Origin of the sequence: Actinomadura sp. 7K507, assembly GCF_004348425.1 — a bacterium.
In the GTDB taxonomy this organism is placed as follows: Bacteria; Actinomycetota; Actinomycetes; order Streptosporangiales; family Streptosporangiaceae; genus Spirillospora.
Genome location: NZ_SMKK01000057.1, coordinates 1 through 23108 on the forward strand (window position 1 = coordinate 1; position 23108 = coordinate 23108).

At 72.5% G+C, this 23108-nt stretch carries 13 protein-coding genes and 1 pseudogene; 2 read left to right on the forward strand and 12 right to left on the reverse strand.

The annotated features are described in order from the left end of the window. Positions 1-1049, forward strand: a pseudogene (locus E1285_RS15210) (PD40 domain-containing protein); the annotation flags it as partial. Between the two features lie 26 nt (positions 1050-1075). Then, a complete protein-coding gene (locus E1285_RS15215) occupies positions 1076-2107 on the forward strand; it encodes a hypothetical protein (protein ID WP_132152432.1) in 1032 nt (343 codons plus the stop codon). Between the two features lie 15 nt (positions 2108-2122). Here the strand turns inward: E1285_RS15215 and E1285_RS15220 are convergent, their stop codons facing one another. From E1285_RS15220 to E1285_RS15275, 12 genes are all read right to left on the reverse strand, one after another. Continuing rightward, positions 2123-3052 carry a Ppx/GppA phosphatase family protein gene (locus E1285_RS15220; protein ID WP_132152434.1) on the reverse strand — a complete coding sequence of 310 codons (930 nt, stop codon included), beginning with the start codon at positions 3050-3052 and terminating at the stop codon, positions 2123-2125. A gap of 128 nt (positions 3053-3180) precedes the next feature. Continuing rightward, complete coding sequence (locus E1285_RS15225) at positions 3181-4149, reverse strand: ribokinase (RefSeq protein ID WP_243722795.1); 969 nt, start codon at positions 4147-4149, stop codon at positions 3181-3183. A 50-nt stretch (positions 4150-4199) separates the two neighbouring features. After that, a complete protein-coding gene (locus E1285_RS15230; protein WP_132152436.1) occupies positions 4200-4418 on the reverse strand; it encodes a hypothetical protein in 219 nt (72 codons plus the stop codon). Positions 4419-4482: 64 nt separating this feature from the next. Then, entirely contained in the window at positions 4483-4932 is a 450-nt protein-coding gene (locus E1285_RS15235; RefSeq protein ID WP_207946602.1) for a MarR family transcriptional regulator, read from the reverse strand. 174 nt (positions 4933-5106) lie between these two features. Continuing rightward, positions 5107-8298, reverse strand: a complete 3192-nt coding sequence (locus E1285_RS15240) for a family 78 glycoside hydrolase catalytic domain (protein ID WP_207946603.1) — start codon at positions 8296-8298, stop codon at positions 5107-5109. Continuing rightward, positions 8295-11507: a family 78 glycoside hydrolase catalytic domain gene (locus E1285_RS15245; protein WP_132152438.1), complete on the reverse strand. Its 3213-nt coding sequence runs from the start codon at positions 11505-11507 to the stop codon at positions 8295-8297. The genes E1285_RS15240 and E1285_RS15245 overlap by 4 nt, the downstream gene beginning before the upstream one ends. A 107-nt stretch (positions 11508-11614) precedes the next feature. Further along, positions 11615-14722, reverse strand: coding sequence for a glycoside hydrolase family 78 protein (locus E1285_RS15250; RefSeq protein WP_132152440.1), 3108 nt, complete (start codon positions 14720-14722; stop codon positions 11615-11617). A 109-nt stretch (positions 14723-14831) separates the two neighbouring features. Then, complete coding sequence (locus E1285_RS15255) at positions 14832-16247, reverse strand: L-fucose/L-arabinose isomerase family protein (RefSeq protein ID WP_132152441.1); 1416 nt, start codon at positions 16245-16247, stop codon at positions 14832-14834. A gap of 14 nt (positions 16248-16261) precedes the next feature. Further along, on the reverse strand, positions 16262-18313 hold the full coding sequence (locus tag E1285_RS15260; protein ID WP_132152443.1) for a bifunctional aldolase/short-chain dehydrogenase: 2052 nt from the start codon (positions 18311-18313) through the stop codon (positions 16262-16264). 20 nt (positions 18314-18333) lie between these two features. Continuing rightward, positions 18334-21558 carry a family 78 glycoside hydrolase catalytic domain gene (locus E1285_RS15265; RefSeq protein WP_132152445.1) on the reverse strand — a complete coding sequence of 1075 codons (3225 nt, stop codon included), beginning with the start codon at positions 21556-21558 and terminating at the stop codon, positions 18334-18336. A gap of 26 nt (positions 21559-21584) precedes the next feature. Next, positions 21585-22751 carry an L-rhamnose isomerase gene (gene rhaI, locus E1285_RS15270; RefSeq protein ID WP_132152447.1) on the reverse strand — a complete coding sequence of 389 codons (1167 nt, stop codon included), beginning with the start codon at positions 22749-22751 and terminating at the stop codon, positions 21585-21587. Between the two features lie 11 nt (positions 22752-22762). Further along, a complete protein-coding gene (locus tag E1285_RS15275; protein ID WP_132152449.1) occupies positions 22763-23101 on the reverse strand; it encodes an L-rhamnose mutarotase in 339 nt (112 codons plus the stop codon). Between the last annotated feature and the right edge of the window lie 7 nt (positions 23102-23108).

Sequence of the window (23108 nt, forward strand, 5' to 3'; positions counted from 1 at the left end):
CCCCGCCACCCGTACCGGTCCCGTTGACCGCGCCTCCGCCCGACGTACCCACGGCCCCTGTCCTTCCCCCGGTGCCCGGCCGGGCGGACGGTCCGGACCGTCGCGGCGGGCCCTCCAGACGCGCCAAGCTCACCGCCACCGCCGTGGCGGGCGTGCTGGTGGCCGGAGCGGTGGCGGGAGGCCTCTACTACTTCGCCGGGCCGTCCGGCGAGGCGGAGAAGCCGCCGGGGCCCGCGGCGTTCCCGTCCGATCCGATGCTCGTCCGGATCGACACCCGGCCCGGCTGGCCGGAGTCGTGCCACGCCGACATCGGCCGCTACCGGCCGGGCGAGCCGTCCGCGACGACGCTCGCCGGCGGGGACCGCTGCGAGATGCTGCCCGAGCCGTCCCCGGACGGCCGCCGCATCGCGTTCACCCGGACGGGCGGCGGCGAGCGGGAGGCGTGGGTGATGAACGCCGACGGCTCCGGCGCGCGGAAGGTCACCGACATCGCGGGCGGCCGGGTGACCTGGTCGCCGGACGGCACGCGGCTGGCCTACATCGGCGACGACGGCGGCACCCGGCAGATCTTCACGATCACCCTGCGGGGGCACGACGTCACCCGGCTCACCCGGGACGACTCGGTCAAGGACGATCCGATGTGGTCGTCCACGCAGAAGCTCGTGTTCTGGAGTGACCGCGACGGCGACGAGGAGATCTACACCCTCGACCCGAACACCCCGGGGTCGCCCTGGACGAAGCTGACCAGGGACGGCGTCCGCTCGGTGGACCCCGAGTGGTCCCCCGACGGCTCCAGGATCGCGTTCACCCGGGGCGAGTCCGAGCACAGCTCGATCTGGGTGATGAACGCCGACGGGTCCGGGGCGCGCGCCGTGACCACGGGCGGCCGGGACGACATGGACCCGGCGTGGTCCCCCGACGGCCACTGGATCTGCTACGTGCGCGGCTCGGTCACCGAACCGGTCGTCCACGCCGTCCGCCTGGACGGCACCGGCGACCGGGTGGTCACTCCGCAAGGGCGCACGTTCGGCCACCCCGCCTGGACGTAGCGGCCGCAGCCACTACTCTGCCCCGCATGCGGTGGCGACACGACTCCTGGGTCACCCGGGGCGGCCTGGGCCTCGCGGTGCTGGTCCTGCTCGGCGGCGGCTACCTGTTGCTGCGGCCGGACTCGCCCGAGGAGCGTCTGTCGGAGATCTGCGGCGGAATGCTCCCGGCCCGCGACACGCTCGGCATGATCTTCGATGCCGACGACCTCGACATCGAGGACCGGCTCATCGGCGACTCCGCCGGGGTCCCGGAACTCAGCAGGCGCTGCAAGGCGAACAACATCCTGGTCACCATCGAGCCCGCCACCGGAACCGGCCGGCCGTTCGGCACGCGCGCCTTCAAGCCGCGCCACCAGGCCATGCCGGTGCCGCTCGGATCCGGGTGGACGGGCTTCGTCGTCAGGGACGACGACAGCGACACCGCGGAGGTGCTCCTCGGCTGCGACGGCTGGCCCTTCCTGGAGGCCAAGGGCCTCCTCGTCACCGTCAGGGACGGCTACGGCGCCGACATGGACCCGCGGCACCGGGCGGACATCGCCCGCCTCGTGACGGACATCGCCCGGCGCGCCGCCGAGAAGACGGGATGTGACACCGAGCCGGGCTCCAGGATCGAGGGCATCGCACCGCTGCCGCCGGAGACCTTCAGCCGGGTCTCCGGCGCCACGGGCACCTGCAAGGGGATGACGTCCCGTCCGTCCGCCCGCGAGACGCCGGCGGGCATCTCCCCGGTCGAGTACTGCGTCCTCAAGGACGGACTGGTCCTGACCGCCGCGTACGGCCCCTACCCCAAGATCGATCCGGAAGCGGACGACCCCGCGGGCGTCAGCGCTTCCTCCATGTGGGGCACGGCCGCCTGTGAGGGCGTCCTGGAAACCGCGTACTACCGTGCGGTGCCCCGGGACTACACCAGGAACCTCGCCGCCGGGGACGGCGCCTCTGAGGACGATGCGGAGCCGCCCACCGAGGCCGAACTCGCGGATCTGGCCCGCTTCGCCGAGGCGTCCGCCGCCCGGCACGGCTGCGAGGCTCCCGTCCTGCCCTCGGGGGCCGACGCCTGACCGGCCGCGCCGGGGTCAGGCGGTGATCATGTCGAGGCGGCGCAGGATGACGCCCTCGCGCAGCGCCCAGGGGCAGACCTCCAGCTCGGTGAGCTGGAACAGGTCCATCGCGGCGTCCGCGACGATCGCGCCGGCGAGCAGCTGCGGGGCGCGCCGCTCGGAGACGCCCGGCAGCGCGGCGCACTCGGCGGACGGCATCGGCGCGAGCTTGTCGGCCCACTCGGTCAGGTCGGCGCCCGCCAGAACGCGCCGCTGGTAGGGGCCCTCGGCCGTGGGGGCGGCGCCGCCGACCCGGGCGAGCTGCTTGAACGTCTTGGACGTGGCGACCGCGTGGTCGGCCGGTCCGTACTTGGCGACGTCCCCGACCCGGCGGGCGATCTCCGCGCGGACGTGGCGGCGCAGGTCGCGGACCTCCTCCGGGGGCGGCGGGTCCGCGGTGAACCGGTCGCGGGTGAGCCGCGCCGCGCCGAGCGGCAGGGAGAACGCCACGTCCGGCTCCTCGTCGATCCCGGACGCGATCTCCAGCGAGCCGCCGCCGATGTCCACCACGAGCAGCCGCCCCGACGACCAGCCGAACCAGCGCCGGACGGCGAGGAACGTCAGCCGCGCCTCCTCCTCGCCCGGCAGCGCCCGGATGTCGATCTCCTTGTCGGAGCGGACGCGTTCGAGGACCTCCTCGCCGTTGGCGGCGTCGCGGAGCGCGGAGGTGGCGAAGGCGACGAGGTCCTCGACGCCTTTGTCCTCGGCGACCTGGAGCGCCTCGTCGATGAAGTTGCGCAGCAGCGCCTCGCCCTCCCCGGACAGGCTGTCTCCTTCGTCGAGGTGGTCGGTGAGCCGCAGGTCCGCCTTGTGGGAGTACGCGGGGAGGGGCCGGGCCCCCTCGTGGGCGTCCACCACCAGCAGGTGCACGGTGTTCGAGCCCACGTCCAGCACGCCGAGTCGCATGCGCAAAAAATATCGGACGGCACTCCGGCCCTTCGGGACGACCAGCCCCGAACCGTCAGAACGGACATGTTCCCGCAGGTGCGGAGCACGGCAGGACACGGCATTGTGGCGGCCGCGGAGCCCGCTGCTCAGCCCGCGGGCGGCTCGGGCAGCTCGTCCGGCGCCGGGTAGGAGCTCTGCGCGCCGTGCTTGCGGACGGCGGCGGCGCCCACCCGGGTGGCGTAGCGAGCGGCGTCCCGCAGCGAGTCCCCGCGGGCGAGCCGCAGGCAGAGCGCGGCCGTGAAGGCGTCGCCCGCGCCGGTCGTGTCGACGGCCTCCGCCTTCGGGGACGGAACGGACGCCGTCCCCTCGCCGTCCGCGACCACGACCCCCTCGGGCCCGAGCGTGACGACGACCGACCGGGGCCCGGACCGATTCCTTGTGGGGGGACGACCCCCCACGCCCCCCGGAACGGCCCCGACGAGCGCCGCCGCCGTCTCGTGCGGCCCGCCGTCGCCGCCCAGCAGGTAGGCCGCCTCGTGCTCGTTGACGACGAGAGGGTCGCAGAGGGCGAGCAGCTCGTCCGGGACGGGGGCCGGCGGCGAGAGGTTGAGGACGACCCGCCCGCCCGCCTCGGCGGCGGCTCGGGCGGCGGCCTCGACGGCGGGCAGCGGAACCTCCAGCTGGAACGACACGACCGAGGCACCGGCGATCATGGCTCGGGCGGCGGCGACGTCGTCCGGGCCGACCCGCGCGTTGGCGCCGGGCGAGACGATGATGCTGTTGTCGCCGTCCGCCCCGACCGTGATCAGCGCGACACCGCTCGGCGTGCCCTGGGTGGTGGTCAGATGGGCGAGGTCCACGCCGTCGGCGGCGAGGGCGCCGCGGAGCATCTCGCCGTGCCCGTCGTCGCCGACGCGCCCGACGATGCCGACCCGCCCGCCGAGCCGCGCCGCCGCGACGGCCTGGTTGGCGCCCTTGCCGCCCGGATGGGTGGCGAGGTCGGAGCCGAGCACGGTCTCCCCCGGCGCGGGCCTCCGGTCGACGCCGACCACCAGGTCCGCGTTGACCGATCCGACGACGACGACTTCCCAGCTCTGCGAGCGTTCTTCGATCACGGTGTAACCGATTACACGTGCCGGACCGTCCCGCGCAACCCGGGGTGCCGCTAGCGAGCGCGCAGCTCGGCCAGATCGACCACCTCCGCCAGGTCCTCGACGGACGCGTAATAGCCGCGCCCGGCGAGCACCCCGTTCCTCGTCACCAGGAACGCGCTCGGCCCGCGCACGCCGGCGAACTCGGCCAGGACCCGGTGCGCACCGCTCAGCCGCACCGCCGTGACGCGCAGTCCGCCGGGCCCCGTCCAGCTCCCCCGATCATCCCCCACATGCAGAACGTTACGTTGAGTGACGATCTGTGACGGCGGCGGGCTCGGTAGCGCTGGGCGGATCTCAGCCGGTCTCGCGGGCGCGCTGGTCGCGGGCGATCTCCTGGAGCGCGTCCTTGAAGGCGTCGAAGCGCTCTTCACCCATCGTCCGCCGGTGGCGCTCCTCGATGCCGGCGAGGATGGCGCGGGCCTTCGCGACCTCGTCGAGCCCTTGCTCGGTGGGGACGATCCGCTTGGCGCGACGGTCCGCGGGGTCGGGTTCGCGGCGGACGTACCCGAGCGCGACGAGTTCGTCCACGATCGTGCCGACGATCTGCTTGTGCTGCCCGGACCGGGCCGACAGCTCGGTGGCGCGCACGCCCGCGGGCTCGAGGAACGCGAGGACGGTGCCGTGCCGCGGCCGGACGTCCGGGTGCCCCTGCTCGGCCAGACGCTGGAACAACTCCTCCTGCAGCGCCCGCATCAACTGGCCGGCCAGCATGCCCAGGTCGGGGACCTCGCGCTCCGCGTCCATGACCGCCTCCCGTACTATTTAGTCACATATTTTGACCATCAATATCCGTTACTATACCTCGGGGCGCAGATGTAGTCACGGTCAGTTTCAGTCCATGACATCAGGGATGACGCAAATCCAGGTCCAACCTGCATGCATGTGTCGCCGTGGTGACCAAGTACCGGCGGGCAGTGTTCACCCGTTACTCCCGTTCACTGAGATGGGGCCCGAGCCGACCGGGCCGATGGTGAGGAGCCGGCCGGTGGCGTCGCGGCCCGTGGTGCGGGGGGCGCGGGCGTGGGGTCCGGTGACGTGGACGTCGCGGGGGTCGGCGTCGCCCAGCTCGATGACGAGCCGGGCCGAGGTGTTGGGCGGCACGTCCACGTCCAGCCGGTAGCGCCTCTCCCGGTTCAGCGCGACGGAGACCGGGCCGCGGACCGTGGGGACGCGGCCGGAAAACCGGGTGAGGCCGCCGGGGCGGGGCCGGACCTCGATCTCGGCGGCGCCCGGCGCGGTGATCCGCACGCCGAGGATGTGGCGCGGGATCACGTTCGCGGGTGCGGAACCCCAGGCGTGGGAGAACGTCATGTTGGGCTTCAGGGACGGGTCCCACGCCTCCGCGACGATGGTCGCACCGAGGTCGTCCATCATGTGCAGCCACGAGCTGAGGCCCTTGGCCGTCATCAGGCCGATCGCAGCCTCGGCCCGTCCGGTGGCGAACAGGGCGTCCAGGAGGAACTGCGCGCCGTAGACGCTGACCTTCATGCCGCCGTCCGCGAGGGTCTTGCCCAAGGCGTGGACGACGGAATCGGGGACCGTGCCGGGTCCGGCCACACCGAGCGCGACCGGGTAGGCGGTCGCGTGCTGTGCGCTGTGGGTGGTGCCTACGCCGTCGACGAACCGTCCGTTGGCGGTGTCCAGGAGCTTCTCGCGCATGGCGGCGGCGAGCTTGTCGGCCCGCCCACGCCATGTCCTCGCGTCGCCGGTCTTGCCCAGGACGGCGGCGATGTCGGCCATGGCGGTGAACGCGGCGTACTGGCAGGCGTTCACGACGGTGTTGACTTCGGTGAAAACGTAGCCGTCCCGGTTGGACACGGGCCAGTCGACCAGATCGCCGAGGTCGCGGCTGGACGAGCCGGGGTCCTTGTGGACGAGCCCGTCGTCGCCCAGGTACGACGTCAGGTGCTTGGCCGCGAGGACGTCGTAGTCGGCGGCGAGTTGCTCAGGGTCACCGGTGTGCAGGTAGTCCTGCCAGGCCGACATGACGTTCATCAGCCGGTACTCGGTCGGCCAGGTGTGGTTGCGCGCCAGGAACACGTCGGACGCGCGGGCCAGCGCATACGACCGCTGCACCCCGTACTCGGACGCCTGGTTGATCAGCGCGTCCCCCTCGTAGGGGCCGCGTTCGCGGGTCGGGGTGTCGATGTAGAGGTCGCCGCGCGTCGCCTCGATCGAGTAGCGGCACATGTCGTACAGGCGGTCGAGGTCGGGGTCGGAACTGGAGAACGAGGCGTCGGAGCCGCGCCAGCCGGCGCGCCAGGCCCGTCCTGTGACCGCGCGCGAGAGGTCGAGTCCGTCATCGCAGAGGACCTGCGCGTAGCGGAACCCGCGATAGCCCCAGTGCTCGATGGTCTGGCGGCCGTCGCGGAGGGTCCAGATCTCCCGGTAGGTGACGCCTGCGCGCAGCGCGTGCCTGACGGTCCCGTCGTCGTTCAGCTCTTCGCCGAGCCTCACTTCGACGGTCTGCCCGGCCTTTCCGCGCACGGAGATCCGGAGGCCGCCCACGATCTCCTTGCCGAGATCCACCAGCCAGGTACCGGACGAGACCTTCCGCACCGACTCGGGCCGGACGTCGTGCAGCTCGACCGGCTCGATCAGCGCCGGCTCCAGCCCGTCGATCGCCGCCTTGGCCGCCGCGGGCTCCCAGCCGGAGTCGTCGAAGCCGGGACTCGTCCAGCCGGCTGGTTCCTCCCGCATGTCCCAGTACTCCTGGGGGCCGTGGTAGAAGCCGGTGCCGAACGTCCCGCCGTCGCGCAGCATCCCGGCCTGGCGGCGCGCCTTCCATTTCGTGCCGCTGCGGACTGTCGTGGTGGTCCCGTCGGCGTAGGTGACGACGAGCTGGGCGAGGAACCGTTTGTCCTGGGTGGTGAAGGCCAGGGCGGCGAGCGCGTTGCGCCGTCCCGGCTTCAGCGAGGCCGTCACGTCGAACGAGTTGTAACGCGGTGCCCCGCGCCCATGAGGCGTGGACGCGAAACCGGCCACCTCGCCGTTCACCCAGATCTTCGCCGGGTACTGGCGCGTCGGTGTCGGCGACTGGGCCGCGACCTGGAGCACGGCGGCCACGATCTGCTTGCGCGACGGAGTGAACTCCGTGCGGAGCAGCGCCCAGTCGTCGTCCGGCGAACCCGCCGACGACAGGGTCGACTGGCCCTTCTCCAGGGTCAGGGCACCGTCGGCCACGGTCCCGGCGGAGAACGTGCCGCGTCCTTCGGTGAAGTCCTCGTCGATGACGGCTTCGCCGTCGGGACCCGTGAACGTGACGCGGCCCCAGACGTTCGCCTCGCTGGAACCGTTGCGCATCCCGACCGTGCCCGTCCGGTACGTCGCGTCGGTCGTGCCGTCGACCTCCGCGCCGTCGATCGACGTCGTGAACGTGGAGCCGGTCATCGCGATCGTGACGTCGTACCAGCGGCCCGCCTCGACGGGTACCGCCAGGCGCTTCTCCTCCAGCACCCGGTACGTGCCGTCCACGCACACGTGCTTCTTCAGGACGCCGGGCGTCCCGGCGCGGAGTTGCCACAGGTAGTTGGCGCCCGTCCCGGACGCCCGGAACCACAGGCTCGCCGCGACCGCGGTGATCCGCACCCTGGCCTTGAGGACACCGTCCCCCAGGCTTGGTGCGGCCGGCGTCCAGATCGGCTCGGCCGTCCACGCGCCGACGCCCGTGGCCAGGAGCGCCGCTTCGGACCAGCGGGACGACCGGTGCCCGTCGAACGTCCGGACGCGCCACCAGTAGGCCGTCCCGGGCGAGAGTGCCGGGCCTCCGTACGGCACGGCGACGGAGGCGCTGGACGCGACACGGCCGCTGTCCCAGAAGCGCGGGCCGTGCTCCAGCCGGGCCGGGGTCGTCGCGAACTGGACCTGGTGGTGAGTCTGCTCCGTCCCGTGCCCCAGGTCGGCGACCTGCCAGCTCAGCCTGGGCCGGGCCGCCGTGACCCCGAGGCCGTCCGGCATGAGGGAGGTCAGCAGGCCGGACGGTGTGCGGCGCGCCGCGCCGCCCGCGGGGGCCGCCGCCGCGGTGCCGGCGGAGCCGAGGACGACCACGCCGGTCGCTCCGGCCGCCGACGCGCCGAGGAAACGGCGCCGGGTCATGCCGTCGCGGGTCACGCCGCCGCCCCTTCGAACTTCCAGTCGCCGGAGCCGGTCTCGAAGACCGCCCGGCCGTTCTCGACGCCGATCCATGTGGCGTCCCCGGGGGCCTTGGGCCGTCCGGCCCCGGCCGGGAGGGGGATCTCGACGCGGGCCCTGGCGCCGGGCGGGACGGTGACGTCCAGGCGGAGCTTCCTGCCGGTGCGGCGCCAGGAGGCGGCCGCCCGGCCGCGCGGCGTCTCGTAGGTCGCGGCGGCGCGGGTGATGTCGCCGACCACGGAGGGCCGGATGAGGAGGGTCTCGAAGGCGATCGAGTCGCCGGTCTGGCCGAGGCCGGCGAGATGGGCGTGGAACCATTCGTCGATCGCGCCGAGCATGAAGTGGTTCTGGGAGTTGCCGGACGTGGGGCCGTCCCAGTTCTCGGTCAGCGATGTGGCGCCGTGGGCGACCTGGTAGCCGTAGCTGGGGTTGCCGGTCTGCGTGGCGAAGGCGTGGACGACGTCGTCGCGGCCGGCGGCGGACAGGGCGTAGAACACCGACGGCAGCGAGATCTCCCCGACGGTCAGGTGGTAGCCGTTGGCCTTGATGCTGTCGACGAGGTGGGCGAGGACCGCGTCCTTCTTGCCGGACGGGACCGCGCCCATGTCGAGAGCGAGGGCGTCGCACGCCTGACTGCCGGACCCGTAGGTGTCGCCGGTGGCGTACTCGGCGTGGAACGCCGAGCCGATCTCGCCCGCGAGCGCCTCGTACTTCGCGGCGTCGGCGTCCTCGCCGATGACCTTCGCGATCCGTGCGAGGGCCGATACGGCCCGGTGGTAGCCGAACGTGGCGGTGACGCCCTTCGGGGTGCTGGTGTCGAAGGCGATCCAGTCGCCGAGGCCGTAGTCGAGGAGATGCCCGTCCGCCTTCCCCGACAGGTAGCCGACGTAGCGGACCATGTTCGGGTAGTACGTGCGGAGCGTGGCGACGTCGCCGTAGGCGCGGTACATCTGCCAGGGCGCGAACACGATGACGTTGCCCCAGTTGGGGTCGTCGCGGAACCCGCCGGAGAACACCGTGAACTCGGGCGCGATGTCGGGGACGAGGCCGTCCTCGGTCTGGGCCTCGGCGATGTTGCGGACGATCGAGCCGTAGTAGGCGGTGACGTCGTAGTTGCGGGCGACGGCGGGGAACACCAGGTTGGCCTGCTCCAGCCAGCCGAGCTTCTCGCGGTGCGGGCAGTCGGTGAGGACGGAGTACATGTTGCCCTGCACGGCCCGGTCGATGATCGTGTGGATGTCGTTGAGGAGGCCGTGGGAGCTGGTGAACGAGCCTGCCTTCTCATTGGCGGCGCGCAGCACGATGCCGGTGACCGTGCCGTCGTCCGGCGGGGAGGGCAGTCCTTCGATCTGCAGGTAGCGGAATCCGTGGTAGCAGAACCGGGGATGCCAGGTCTCGGTGCCGTCGCCGGACAGGGTGTAGGTGTCCCAGATGGGCGAGCCGGTGGTGTGCTGGCTGACGGTCCCGTCGCCGGCGAGCAGTTCGCCGGGGCGCATCGTCACCTTCGTCCCGGCCGGGCCGCGGACGCGCAGCTTCGGCCAGCCGGCGATGTTCGTGCCGAGGTCGACGACGTAGACGCCGTCCCGCGGCTCGGTGATCTTCTTGGTGCGGAACTCGTCCACGGGCTCGATCGGCGGCGACGTGCGGGCCGCGAGGCTCGCGGTCGGGGAGGCGACCATCATCGCGTCCGCCCACTCCCCCGGGGTCCGGCGGGCGTCGTGGTCCTCGCCGCCGTACCAGCTGGAGAACGTGGTGGCGCCGAGCGCCGTCCGCCATGACGTGTCGGAGGCGATGACGTCCCGGGAGCCGTCGGTGTAGGTGATCTCGAGCTGGCCCAGGAACGCCGGTTTGCCGTCGGATCGGGTGAGCTTCTGGTAGCGGCCGGGCGTGGGGGGCACGTGGGCCATGCCGGGGCCGAGTTCCACCTGCACGGTGTTGCCGCCACGGCGGAGCAGTTTCGTCACGTCAAAGGTCGAGTAGACGAGCCGCTTGCTGAAGGTGGAGTACGGCGGTTCCAGTACGGCGTCGCTGACCGGCCGTCCGTTGAGCGTGATGTCCAGGACGCCGAGGGCGGTGGCGTACAGGCGCGCCGAGCGGACGCGCTTGCCGAGCTCGAACTCCCGCTTGAAGACGGGCAGCGCCTCGGGCGCGCGGTGCAGCGGCGGCGGCGCCTCCTGGCCCTCGACCGTGGCGGCCGTCTCGAACGCCTCGCCGTCGCCGGACGTCTGGACGGTGAAGTCCTCCGGGAAGTTGGCCGTCTTCTCGTCGCCGGTCGTCACGTCCGTGCGCGGGTAGAGCAGGATCCGGTCGAACCGCTGCTCCTCGCCCAGGTCGATCTGGATCCAGATGGGCTCGGTGAGGTCCTGCTCCCTGCGCTCCATGCTCGTGTAGCCGAAGGGGGCGGCGTCGGTGGTGAGCGAGCCGTCGGTGACGGCCTCCGGCTCCCACTGGCCCTCGACGGTGTAGCTCTCCGACGCGGTCACCGGGGCCCTGAGCGCCAGGTCGGTCCCGGACGGCCCGTCCAGGACCCGGATCTCGGCGAGCTGGAGCCGCGACACCTCGTACGGCCAGCCCTCCTTGATCGGGAGACCGAGCCGGGTCACGTTCAGGCGGACGTACCGGGCGGAACGGGCGGTGAACGCGACCGTCGCCGCGACCGGCTCCGGGTCGGCCGACCACGCCTCGTTCCCGATCCAGTGGGCGGTCCAGTCGGCGGCGGCGAGCAGCCCCGTCTCGAAGTGGGACGGCTCGCTCCACCGGGACGCGCGGCCCCGCTCGTCCCACACCCGGACCTGCCACGACACCCGTTCGCGGGACTTCAGAGCGCGGCCCGCGTAGACGGCCGAGACCGCCGCGCCGGCGACCTTGCCGGAATCCCACAGGTCGGGGTGCGCGAGCCGGCGGTCCGAGCTCGCGGCCCGCACCTGGTAGGCGGTCTGGGCGGCGTTGCGTGGTCCGGCGGCGTACCGCCAGCTGAGCGTCGGCTTCGTGTCGTCGATGCCGAGCGGCGACCGCAGGTGGCCGACCCGCGGATCCTCAGGACGCAGCGTCCGCGCCTTCGCGGTGCGTGTGGGGGCGGTGTGCGCGGGCGCGGCGCCCGCGGGTGCGGTGATCGCGCCGCTCGCGGTGATCGCCGCGGTGGCGGCACCGCCGGCCTGCACGAACCGTCTCCTGGAGAGTTCACTCATCTCGGGCTCCTCGGGGGTGGGACGAACGGAAGACGACGTGACGGAGCCGGATGGCGGGGAGGTCCGGCGGCATGGGGGCCCGGTCTCCGGACCGGGCCCCCGCGCGGTCAGCCGGAGGGGAAGCGGCTCGTGGTGAAGCGGTACGAGCCGGAGCCGACCTCGAAGACGGCGGCGCCGTCCTGCATGCGCAGGAACTTCGCGCCCCGCTGGGAGACGTCGCCGGCGTCGGCGGCCGGCACCCAGACCTCGGCGGTGGTGTTGACGGGGACGGAGACGTGGAGGGAGAACCTGTCGCCGTTCAGCGACCAGCGGGTGCTGACCGGCCCGTAGACCGAGTCGTAGGTGGCGTCCGCGCGGCGGACGTCACCGCCCGGCCTGGGCCGGATCACGGTCCGGCGGTAGCCGGGCTCGCCGGCGCTGATGCCGGCGATGTGCTGGTACATCCACTCGCCCACGGCGCCGTAGGCGTAGTGGTTGAAGGAGTTCATGGCCGGGTCCTCGAAGCCGCCGTCCGGCCTGATGGAGTCCCAGTGCTCCCACATCGTGGTCGCGCCCTTGCCGATCTGGTAGCCCCAGGACGGGTACGTCTTCTGCTGCAGCAGCCGGTAGGCCACGTCGGTGTGCCCGGTCTTCGTGAGCACCGGCAGCAGTTCCGGCGTCCCGAGGAACCCGGTGGACAGGTGCCAGTCGCGTGCCTTGATCAGCTCGACGAGGCGGTCGGCGGCCGGTTTGCGCGCGTTCTCGGGCAGCACGCCGAACTCCAGGGCCAGGGCGTAGGCGGTCTGGGTGTCGCCCTTGATGCGGGCGCCGCCCTCGGTGACGTAGGCCTCGTTGAAGGCGGCGCGCACCCGTCCGGCCAGGTCGTCGTAGCGCTCGGCGTCCGCGTCCTTGCCCAGCGTCCGGGCGGTCTCGGCCACCAGCGCGGCCGAGTGGGCGAAGTAGGCGGTGCCGATGACGTCCTTGGGCGTCTCGGCGTCGACGTTCAGCCAGTCGCCGTACCCGGACGCCGGGCGGAGCAGTCCTTCGCTGTGCTCCTCCAGGTAGGTGATCCACTTCTGCATGGCGGCGTAGTTGTCCACCAGCACCTGCCGGTCGCCGTACGCCTGGTACAGGTTCCACGGGACGGTGACGCCCGCGTCGCCCCAGCCGGCCGAGCCGCCGCCCAGGAAGCCGACCTTCGGCGCGACGTCCGGGAACGATCCATCGGCGGGCTGCGCGTCGCGCATGTCCTGCATCCACTTGGTCAGGAAGCGGGCCGACTGCATGTTGTAGGTGGCGGTGCGGCCGAAGACGTTGATGTCGCCGGACCAGCCCATGCGCTCGTCGCGGGCGGGGGTGTCGGTCGGGATGCTGAGGAAGTTGCCGCGCTGCCCCCACGTGATGTTGCGGTGCAGCTGGTTGAGCATCTTCACGTCGGTCTTGAACGACATCGTGAACGGCTCGGCGGTGTGCATGACCCGTCCGGTGACGGCGTCGAGGTCGGGCGTGCCGGGGTAGCCGGTCACCTCCACGTACCGGAAGCCGTGGAAGGTGTGGCGGGGGGTGTAGGTCTCGGTGCCGCCGCCCTTGAGCGTGTAGGTGTCGGTGGCCTTGGCGGTGCGGAGGTTGGCGGTGTAGAGGGTGCCGTCGTCGTTGAGCACCTCGCCGTGCCGCAGCGTCACCTTCTGCCCGGCCTCGCCGGACACCCGCAGCCGCACGGTGCCCACCATGTTCTGGCCGAGGTCGAAGATGTGGACGCCCGGCTCCGGGCTGGTGATCTTCACGGGGTCGATCTCCTGCTGGACCCGGGTGGGCGCCGCCGCCTGCGCGACCGGGAGCGGATCGGCCTCCTCGTTCAGCAGGACCGGCTTCCAGCCCGGCGCCTCGAAGCCGGGGCGGCTCCAGCCGGGGGTCTGCTCGCGGGCGTCGTACTCCTCGCCCATCAGCAGGTCGGAGGTCTGGACCGGCCCGACGCCGCTGCGCCAGCTCGGGTCGGTGGCGACCTTCTGGGAGGTGCCGTCGGTGTAGTCGATCTGGAGGTGGCCGCGGAACCACGGGCGGTCGCCGTACTGGCCGGGCCCGAAGATGGCGATGTGCCCGGAGTACCAGCCCGGCGAGAGGGTGGCGCCGATCGCGTTTCCGCCCCGGCGCAGCAGCTTGGTGACGTCGTAGGTCTGGTACTGGACGCGTTTGGCGTAGTCGGTCCAGCCGGGGGTCAGCTCGTCGCCGCCGACGCGGCGGCCGTTGATCTCGGCGGAGTAGACGCCGAGCGCGGTCGAGTACAGGCGTGCCCGCGCGACCTTCTTGCCGACGGTGAAGTCCTTGCGGAGCTGCGAGGTGAGCCCGTCGGGCCCGGACGACTCCGTCTCGAAGCTGAAGCGGCGGTCGCCGGCGACGGGCTCGCCGTCCGCGTACGCCTGCCCGTGCTCGTAGCCGTCCTCGGTGTGGCCCCACCAGCCGATCTGCCCGGACGGCTCGGACTGCTCGACGTAGTACGTCCCGGCGGGGGCGGGCGAGTCGAGGGTGAGGGTGGCCTCGGCGTTGTCGGAATGGTCCTCGATGCGGCGCTGCACGAGGACCTCGCCGCCGGGGCCCTTCTCGCGGAGGGTGAGGGTCACGTCCGCGTCGGAGGTCTGCCATGTCGGCATCGGGATCGACACCGCCGTCACCGGCTTGTCGGAGGTGAACGTCTGCCCCTGGGTGCCGTCCTTGAGCTGCGCGGGGTCGTTCTGCCCGGTGAAGGAGGTGGGCATCGGGAGTGGCGCGTCGTGCCCGATCCATTCCCCGGCGAGGTTCCTGCCGTCCAGCAGGCCGGTCTCCCACCAGGTGGTCTTGCTCCAGCCGGAGGGGCGGCCGTTCCCGTCCCAGACCCGGACGGACCAGTAGTAGCGGGTGCGGGGCTTGAGCTGCGGCCCGGCATAGGGGACGAGGACGGAACGGCCTGAGGAGACCTTGCCGCTGTCCCACACGTCGGGCGATCTGAGCCGTTCCGGCGAGGACGCCACCCGCACCTCGTACGCGGACTGGACCTGCCCGCGCCTGGAGGAGCCGAGCCGCCAGGTCAGCCGCGGGTGGGCGGCGTCGATGCCGAGGGGGCGCTCGCCGTACTCGGTGCGGGTCTCCACGACCCGCACGGCGCCGCCGGGCGCGGCGGCCGCGGGGACGGCGGCGCCTCCCCCGGCGATGAGAAGGACCGATGTCGGAAGGATGAGAAGTCGGGACGGTGTTCGCCTCATGAGCTTCCTCCGGTTTTCGGGCACGCCGAACCGAACCCGCGGCCCTGTGGGGCGGGGCGCGGCTCGCCGTCACCTCAGAAGTGGATCCCCCGATCCTGCGCTGTGTGCCTTAGGGCCTCACCTCGATGAGCTCTACCTCCAGCAGGTCGGCGAGGGCCTTCAGGTCGGCGATCCGGTGGCCGGTGCCGAGGGCCCAGTGGTGGGAGATCCCGGTGGCGCTCCACGCGTCGGTCCACTCGCCGGGATCGCAGCCGAAGTCGACGCGGGACGTGGTGTTGCCGATCCGCAGGTGCGGCCCGTCCACGGTCTCGCCCTCGGACGCGGCGAACGCGAACCGGCCGTCGCGGCGCTGGATGATCCCGAACGCGGTGACGGGGCCGTGCCTGACGTCGAACTCGACCGACACGCCGTAGCCGCGTTTGCCGTGGTAGACGCCGAGGCCGCGCAGCAGCGGGCGGCGGGCGCTGATCGCCAGGTGGGCGGGCCCGTCGTGGCCCATCTCGACGTGGCCGCGCCGGAAGTCCAGGGCCTGCAGCTCGGTGAACGAGCCGCCCGCGCCGAGCCGGTCGGCGATCAGCATGGCCAGGGAGGTGCGCAGCTCGTACTCGCCCGCCGCCGGGATCCCCCGCGCGGTGAGCAGCGACGCGCCGAGGATCATCCCGGCGCCGAGCCGCTCGTGGATCTCGCCGTCCAGGCCGCGGTGGTAGTAGGCGAGGCTGTCCAGCTCGAAGTCGTCCACGAGCCGGTCGAGGCCGGCGGAGACGCGGGCCGCCCAGGTCAGGTCGTCGCCGTCGACGGACGGGTCCAGCTCGAAGATCTTCTCCGCCTCGGCCCTCTTCGCGGCGGCCTCGGCGTCGGTGACCTTCTCCACCCGGACGCGCAGGTCGTCGAACTCCAGCACCTCCACGTGCCCGCCGAGGTTGGCGCTGACGAGCGTCAGGTCGGTGGAGACGTCCAGCATGCCCGGGTAGAGGTGGCCCATCAGGCCGTGCCGGCCCCTGCGCAGCGCGGCCCGCACCCCGGCGGCCCGCACCCAGCGGCCGATCCTCGTCCAGGCCCGCTCGTCCTCCAGGTATCCGGAGACCGAGCGGAAGGGGACGCCGCAGCGCTCGAACGCGTTCGCCATCTCGGGCAGCGGGCAGGCGCCGCAGTAGGCGAGCCACTGCCCGGTGTCGAAGGTCGCGTGGTCCATCGACTCGGTCGGCTGCAGGTTGATCAGCAGGACCGGGGCGTCGGCCCGCTGCGCGACGGGGACCAGCATCGTCGCGGTCATGTACGTGGTGAGGAAGCCGACGATGATGTCGCAGCCGGCCGCGCGGAGCTTCTCGGCGGCGGCCGCTCCCTCCTGCGCGTCGGAGATGAAGCCGACGTCGACCACCTCGGCGCCGAGGCCCCGCATCCGCTCCGAGACCCGCTCGGCGGACCGCTGGAGCTGCGGCAGCAGGTCGGGGAACTGCGGCCAGTAGGCGCCCAGCCCGCCGGCCACCAGGCCGACCTTCACCGGCGGTGCCGTGTTGTCGGTCATCGCTGTCCTCTCCTTCACCTCAGGAACGCGGCGGCGACGCCGGCGTCGACGGGGATGTGCAGGCCGGTGGTGTGGGTCAGGTCCCCGCCGGTCAGGGCGAAGACGGCGGCGGCGACGTGCTCGGGCAGCACCTCGCGTTTGAGCAGCGTCCGCTGGGCGTAGAACTCGCCGAGTCTCTCCTCCTCGACGCCGTACACGGCGGCGCGCTCGGCGCCCCAGCCGCCGGCGAAGATGCCGGAGCCGCGCACGACCCCGTCGGGGTTGACGCCGTTGACGCGGATGCCGTGCTCGCCGAGTTCGGCGGCCAGCAGCCGCACCTGGTGCGCCTGGTCGGCCTTGGCGGCTCCGTAGGCGATGTTGTTCGGCCCGGCGAACACGCCGTTCTTGGACGAGATGTAGACGATGTCGCCGCCCATCCCCTGCTCGGTCATGACGCGGGCGGTCTCGCGGGAGACCAGGAACGAGCCGCGCGCCATGACGTCGTGCTGGAGGTCCCAGTCGGCGGCGGCGGTCTCCAGCAGCGGCTTGGAGATCGACAGGCCCGCGTTGTTGACGACCAGGTCGACGCCGCCGAAGGCGAGGACCGCGTCGCGGACGGCGGCGGCGATCTCGTCTTCGGACGTCACGTCGGCTCCGGCGGCGACGGCGGCGTCGAAGGGGCGCGGGGCGCCCGCGCCGATCTCGGCGGCGACCTTCTCGGCGGCGGCGACGTCCCGGTCGGCGACGACGACGCAGGCGCCCTCGGCGGCCAGGCGGCGGGCCGTGGCGGCGCCGATGCCGGAACCGCCGCCGGTGACCAGCGCGACCCGCGCGGCGAGCGGCTTCGGCGCGGGCCTGCGGCGGAGCTTGGCCTCCTCCAGCTCCCAGTACTCGATGCGGAACTTCTCCGCCTCGTCGATCGGCGCGTACGCCGACAGGGCCTCCGCCCCGCGCATCACGTTGATCGCGTTGACGTAGAACTCGCCGGCGACCCGCGCGGTCTGCTTGTCGGCGCCGAAGCTGAACATGCCGACGCCGGGGACCAGCACGATCGCCGGGTCCGCGCCGCGCATCGGCGGCGAGCCGGGGACGGCGTGCCGGTCGTAGTAGGCCGCGTACTCCTCGCGGTAGGCGGCGTGGAGTTCGCGCAGGCGGGCGCGGACGTCGTCGAGCGGCGCGTCCGGCGGCAGGTCCAGCACCATCGGGCGGACCTTGGTGCGCAGGAAGTGGTCGGGGCAGGACGTGCCGAGCGCGGCGAGCCTGGGGTGCTCGGCGCGGGCGACGAAGTCCAGCACGGCCTCGCCGTCGGTGTAGTGCCCGACCTGCCGGCGGTCGGTGGACGCCAGCCCCCGCAGCAGCGGGAACAGCGCCGCGGCGCGGGCGTGCCGCTCCTCGTGCGGCAGCGCCGGGTGGACGACCTCGCCGAACGGGTCGGCTCTGCCGTGCTCGTCGATGTAGGTCTCGGCGGTGCGGATGATGTCGAGCGAGTTGGCCTTGCACTCCTCGCTCGTGTCGCCCCAGGCGGTGATGCCGTGGCCGCCGAGGATGACGCCGATCGCGTCCGGGTCGGCCTTCTTGATCTCGGCGATGTCCAGGCCGAGCTGGAAGCCGGGACGCCGCCACGGCACCCACGCGACCCGGTCCCCGAAGATCCGGCGGGTGAGTTCCTCGCCGTCCGCCGCCGTCGCGATGGCGATGCCGGAGTCGGGGTGCAGGTGGTCGACGTGCGCGGCCTCCACCAGCCCGTGCATGGCGGTGTCGATGGACGGTGCGGCGCCGCCCTTGCCGTGCAGGCAGTAGTCGAACGCGGCGACCATCTCGTCCTCGCGCTCGACGCCCGGGTAGACGTCCGCGAGGGCGCGCATCCGGTCGAGGCGGAGCACGGCCAGGCCCTTCCCGGTGAGGGTGCCGAGGTCGCCGCCGGACCCCTTCACCCACATCAGCTCGACGTCGCGGGCCGTCACGGGGTCGGTGACGGTGCCCTTCGCCGAGGCGTTGCCGCCCGCGTAGTTGGTGTTGCGCGGGTCCGAGCCGAGGGTGTTGGCCCGTTCCAGCAGCTGCTCCACCTCGGGTGGGGTGGACGTCATCGAATGTCTCCCAACGTGCGTTACTTGCGTGCGTTGAATCGGTACGTCCCGGACACGGCCTCCAGCCGGACGACGCCGTCCCCGGCGCCCAGGACGCGGACGCCGTCGGCGGAGCCGGCGGGCCGTCCGCTCTCGGTGACCCGTTCCGCCGCGGCGGCGGGCAGGTGGATCTCGGCGGTCGCGCCCACCGGGACGCCCACCTCCAGGGCGAACCCGGAGCCGGACCGCTTCCAGCGGACCGACACCTGCCCGTGCGGGGTGGGCATCGAGGCGTTCACCGAGGTCAGGTCGCCGAGCGGCTTGGGAGCGATCTTGATCCGGTCGTATCCGGGCGCGGCCGGGCGGATCCCGGCCAGGTCCTCCTGGAACCACTCGCCGATGGCGCCGCCGAGGAAGACGTGGTCACGGGAGCGGGCGTCCAGGTCCCAGCGCTCCCACAACGTCGTCGCGCCGTTGTCGACCCAGTATCCCCAGCTGGGGTAGGTGCGCTGGGTGGCGACCTTGTAGGCCAGCTCGCCATGGCCGCGCGCGGTCAGCTCGGTCAGCAGGTACTTGGTGCCGAGCGCCCCGGTGTTGAGGTGGTCGCCGCGCTCCCTGACGTCGCGGACGAGCCGGTCGGTGACGGCCTTCTGCGACTCCCCCGGCGCCAGGCCGAGCGCCAGCGCGATCAGCGCCGAGGTCTGCCGGTAGCCGGGGTCGGTGTCGGTCACGTAGGCGTCGCCGCGCAGGAACTCCCTGTTGAACGCGTCCTTCATCGTCGCGGCGGCCGCGCGGTAGCGGGCCGCGTCGGCGCCGTGGCCGAGGACCTCGGCGATGTCGGCCATGACCAGGCTGTTGGAGTAGGTGTAGGCGGTGCCGTGCAGCCGCTTGTCCTCGGGGGTGTTGCCGCCGTAGCCCGGTGCCAGGTAGTCGTTCAGCTGGCTGGGGTAGATGCCGTCGTCGCCGCGCGTGAGCCAGTCGTCGAGGTAGCGGCGCATGGCCGGGTAGTTCTCCGACAGGACGGCGCGGTCGCCGTACCGCTCGTACATCAGCCACGGGATGACGGTGAACGAGGCGTGCCACGGCGGCGAGGGCCATCCGTCGCCGAGGCCCCAGCCGTTGTCGGGGACGATCGCCGGGACCAGGCCGTCCGGTCCCTGGCTGTCGCGGTGGTCGGTCATCCACTTGGTGAACAGCCGGCGCAGGTCGTAGCGGCCCATCATCATCTCGGCCATCAGCTGGGCGTCGCCGGTCCAGCCGTTCTTCTCGTACATCGGGGTGTCGGTCGGGATGCCGTGCCAGTTGTTGACCACGGTCTGCCGGGTGATCTTCTCGATCGTGCCGAACAGGCCGTTGGAGCTGCGGAACGTCCCGTTCGAGCGCAGGTCCGTCCGGACCTCGCGGCCGTCCAGGTCGGCGGCCGTGGGCGGCTCGCCGGGCCAGCCGGTCACCTCCACGTACTGGAAGCCCTTGTAGGTGTAGCGGGCCTCCCAGCTCTCGCGGCCGCGCCCGGACAGGACGTACTCGTCGGTCTGGAAGCGTCCGGTGACGTGCCCGCTCTCGGCCAGGACGGTGCCGTCGTCGTTGAGCCGCTCGCCGTACTTGAGGCCGATCTTCGTGCCCGCGGGGCCGCTCGGGCGGATGCGGGCCCAGCCGGCGATGTTGCGCGGCAGCTTGAAGACGTACGTCCCCTCCTCGGGGTTGGTGACAGCGACCGGGCGGAGGGTGTCGGTGACCCGGATCGGCTCGTGCTCCTCGGGCACGACGTTGTCCGTCGGCGCGGGCAGGGCCGCGGCCCGCTCCCACGAGGACGCGTCGAAGCCGGGACGGTCCCAGCCGCGCTTCTCCTCGCGGGCGTCGTAGGTCTCGCCGCCGTAGAGGGAGTCGTAGCGCACGGGGCCCTCGGCGTGGCGCCACCGGCCGTCGGTCGCGACGGTCTCGATGCTGCCGTCGCGGTAGGTGACGACGAGCTGGGCCAGCAGCCGGGGCTCGGCGGTCCATGGAGTGTCGTGCCAGTTCCACACGTTCTGCTGGGTCATCCCGTAGAAGCCGCGGCCGAGCCGCGCTCCGATCACGTTGCCGCCGCGCCGCAGCATCCGGGTGACGTCGCGGGTCACGTACTCGACGCGCTTGTCGTAGCGGACGAAGCCGGGCTGCAGCACCTCGTCCCCGACGCGCCTGCCGTTCAGGCTCAGCTCGGCGTACCCGGCCGCGGCCGCGTACAGCCGCGCCTTGGCGACCTTCTTGCCGCGGACGGTGAAGTCGCGGCGCAGGAGCGGCTCGGGGAGGGTGGGCTTCTCGGGCTTGACCTCGCCCCAGGGGGCGCCTCCCCAGGCCGTCACCACCTTCGCCTCCGCCCAGCCGGCGTCGTCGAAATCGGCGGCGCGCCAGTCGCCGGCCGGCTCCTCGTTCGCGGAACGCCATCCCGCGCCCGTGTCGAACCGCTCCGGTTCCCGGCCGGGCAGTTCCAGCCGCCCGAGGAGCCCGGCGGGGCTCGGCCGGCCGTTGGTGGCCTGGACGGCGACGACGTTGCGGCCCTGCCGCAGCTTCGAGGTCACGTCGACGACGATGGGGCGCTTCCAGTTCTCCTGCTCCGGGTTGGGGTCGCGTCCCCCGGCCTCGGCTCCGTTCACCCAGACGGTGAAGCCGTCATCGGCGGTCATGGCCAGGCGGGCGCCCTGCGGGACCGAGGCGAGGTCGAACGTCCCGCGGAAGTAGCGCGACCCGGCGGGCGCCTCCGTGGCCGGGTCCCCCTCGGGGTACCAGATCCAGTCGGTGCCGCCGAGGTCGGGCACGGATGACGCTTTCCCGGGAGCGCCGATCCAGGAACCGCGCCAGCCGTCCCCGGCGAGCGCCGTCTCGAACCAGGTGTCCTTGCTCCAGCGCGTCCAGTCGCCTTCGGCGTCGGCGACCTTGACCCGCCAGGTGTAGCGGGTGGCGGGCTTGAGCGCCGGGCCTCCGTAGCGGACGTCGTAGGAGCGCGCCCCGGACACGCTCCCCGAGTCCCAGACGGTGCGGTCCCCTCCGGCGGTGGCGACCGTGATGCGGTACGCCGTCTGCCGCTGGCCCCGTTCCCGCGAGGACAGCAGCCAGCCGAAGCGGGGCTCGGGGGCGGAGACGGCGATCGGGGTGGCGGCGTGCTCGGTCTCCAGCCCGGCGACGCGCAGCGCCGCCTCCTCCCGCGCGTGCGCGGGGGCGGCGAGGGAGAGAACGAGCCCGGTCGTGACGGCGGCGGCGGTCCAGCGGCGTTTCGAGGTGGGGGGCATCCTCGGCCTCCTTGTCAGGGTGGTGGTCAGGCGCCCCAGCCGGCGGCCTGGCCGTCCTTGCGCTCCTCGGCGACACGCTCGTAGTAGCCGGACGCCCTGTAGGCTGCGACCGGGTCGGGGTGCAGGCCCATGTCCTCGCGGACCTCGGCGAGCAGCGGGCGGACGTCGGTGTTGAACGCGTCCATGAACACGGCGTTGGCTTCGAGGACGTCACCGGACGACTGCGCGGCCGACAGCGCGCCGGCGTCCACGAGCAGCGCCTTGGCCGTGGCCTCCTGGACGTTCATCACCGAGCGGATCTGCCCGTGGATCTTCGGCTCGATGTTGTGGCACTGGTCGAGCATGAACGCCACGCCCGCCTCCGCGTCGTGGCCGCCGCCCCGCACCACCTCGTACATGATCCGGAACAGCTGGAACGGGTCGGCGGCGCCGACCATCAGGTCGTCGTCGGCGTAGAAGCGGGAGTTGAAGTCGAACCCGCCGAGCTTCCCCTCGCGCAGCAGGAACGCGACGATGAACTCGATGTTGGTTCCGGGCGCGTGGTGGCCGGTGTCCACCACGACCTGCGCCTTCGGGCCGAGCTTGATGCAGTGCGCGTAGGAGGCGCCCCAGTCCGGGACGTCGGTCATGTAGAACGCGGGCTCGAACAGCTTGTACTCCAGCAGGAAGCGCTGGTCGTCGCCGAGCCGCTCGTACACGGCGGCGAGGGCCTCGGCCATCCGGTCCTGGCGGGCGCGGATGTCGTCCTGCCCCGGGTAGTTCGTGCCGTCGGAGAACCACAGCTTCAGGTCTCGGGAACCCGTCATGTCCATGATGTCGACGGCTTCGAGCAGATGGTCGAGCGCCTTGCGGCGGACGGCGGGGTCGGGGTTGGTGACGCTGCCGAGCATGTAGTCGTCGTCCTGGAAGACGTTGGTGTTGACCGCGCCGATCCGCACCCCCTGCGCCTCGGCGTGCGCGGCCAGCGCGGCGTAGTCGTCCACCCTGTCCCAGGGGATGTGCACGGCGACGCGGGGGGCGACGCCGGTGTAGCGGTGCACCTGCGCGGCGTCGTCGATCTTCTCCTGCGGGGTGCGCGGCACGCCCCGCTGGGCGAAGACCTTGAAACGGGTCCCCGAGTTCCCGTACGCCCACGAGGGAGTCTCGATCTGCTGGCGGCGCAGGGCGTCCTTCACCGCGCTGGTGTCGTTCACGATTACCTCTTTCACTCCAGGTGGAAGACCTCGGCGAGCGGCCGCATCCCCTCGTCGGGGCGGCCGTCGAGGTCTTCGAAGAACTGCGCCATCTCCGCCTGCCACCGCGCGTTGACCTCGGTGGCGGCCATCCGCTCCTGGGCCGCCTCGAAGTCGTCGGTCTCCAGGTAGCCGACGAGGAGACCGTCCTCGCGCAGGAACAGCGAGTAGTTGTGCCAGCCGGAGTCGCGCAGGGCCGCGCGCATGTCGGGCCAGACCGCCTGGTGGCGCAGCTTGTACTCCTCCAGGCGGTCCTGCCTGACCTTCAGCAGGAAGCAGATCCGCTTCCCGCGCGAAGAATCCGTGTCCATATGCGCG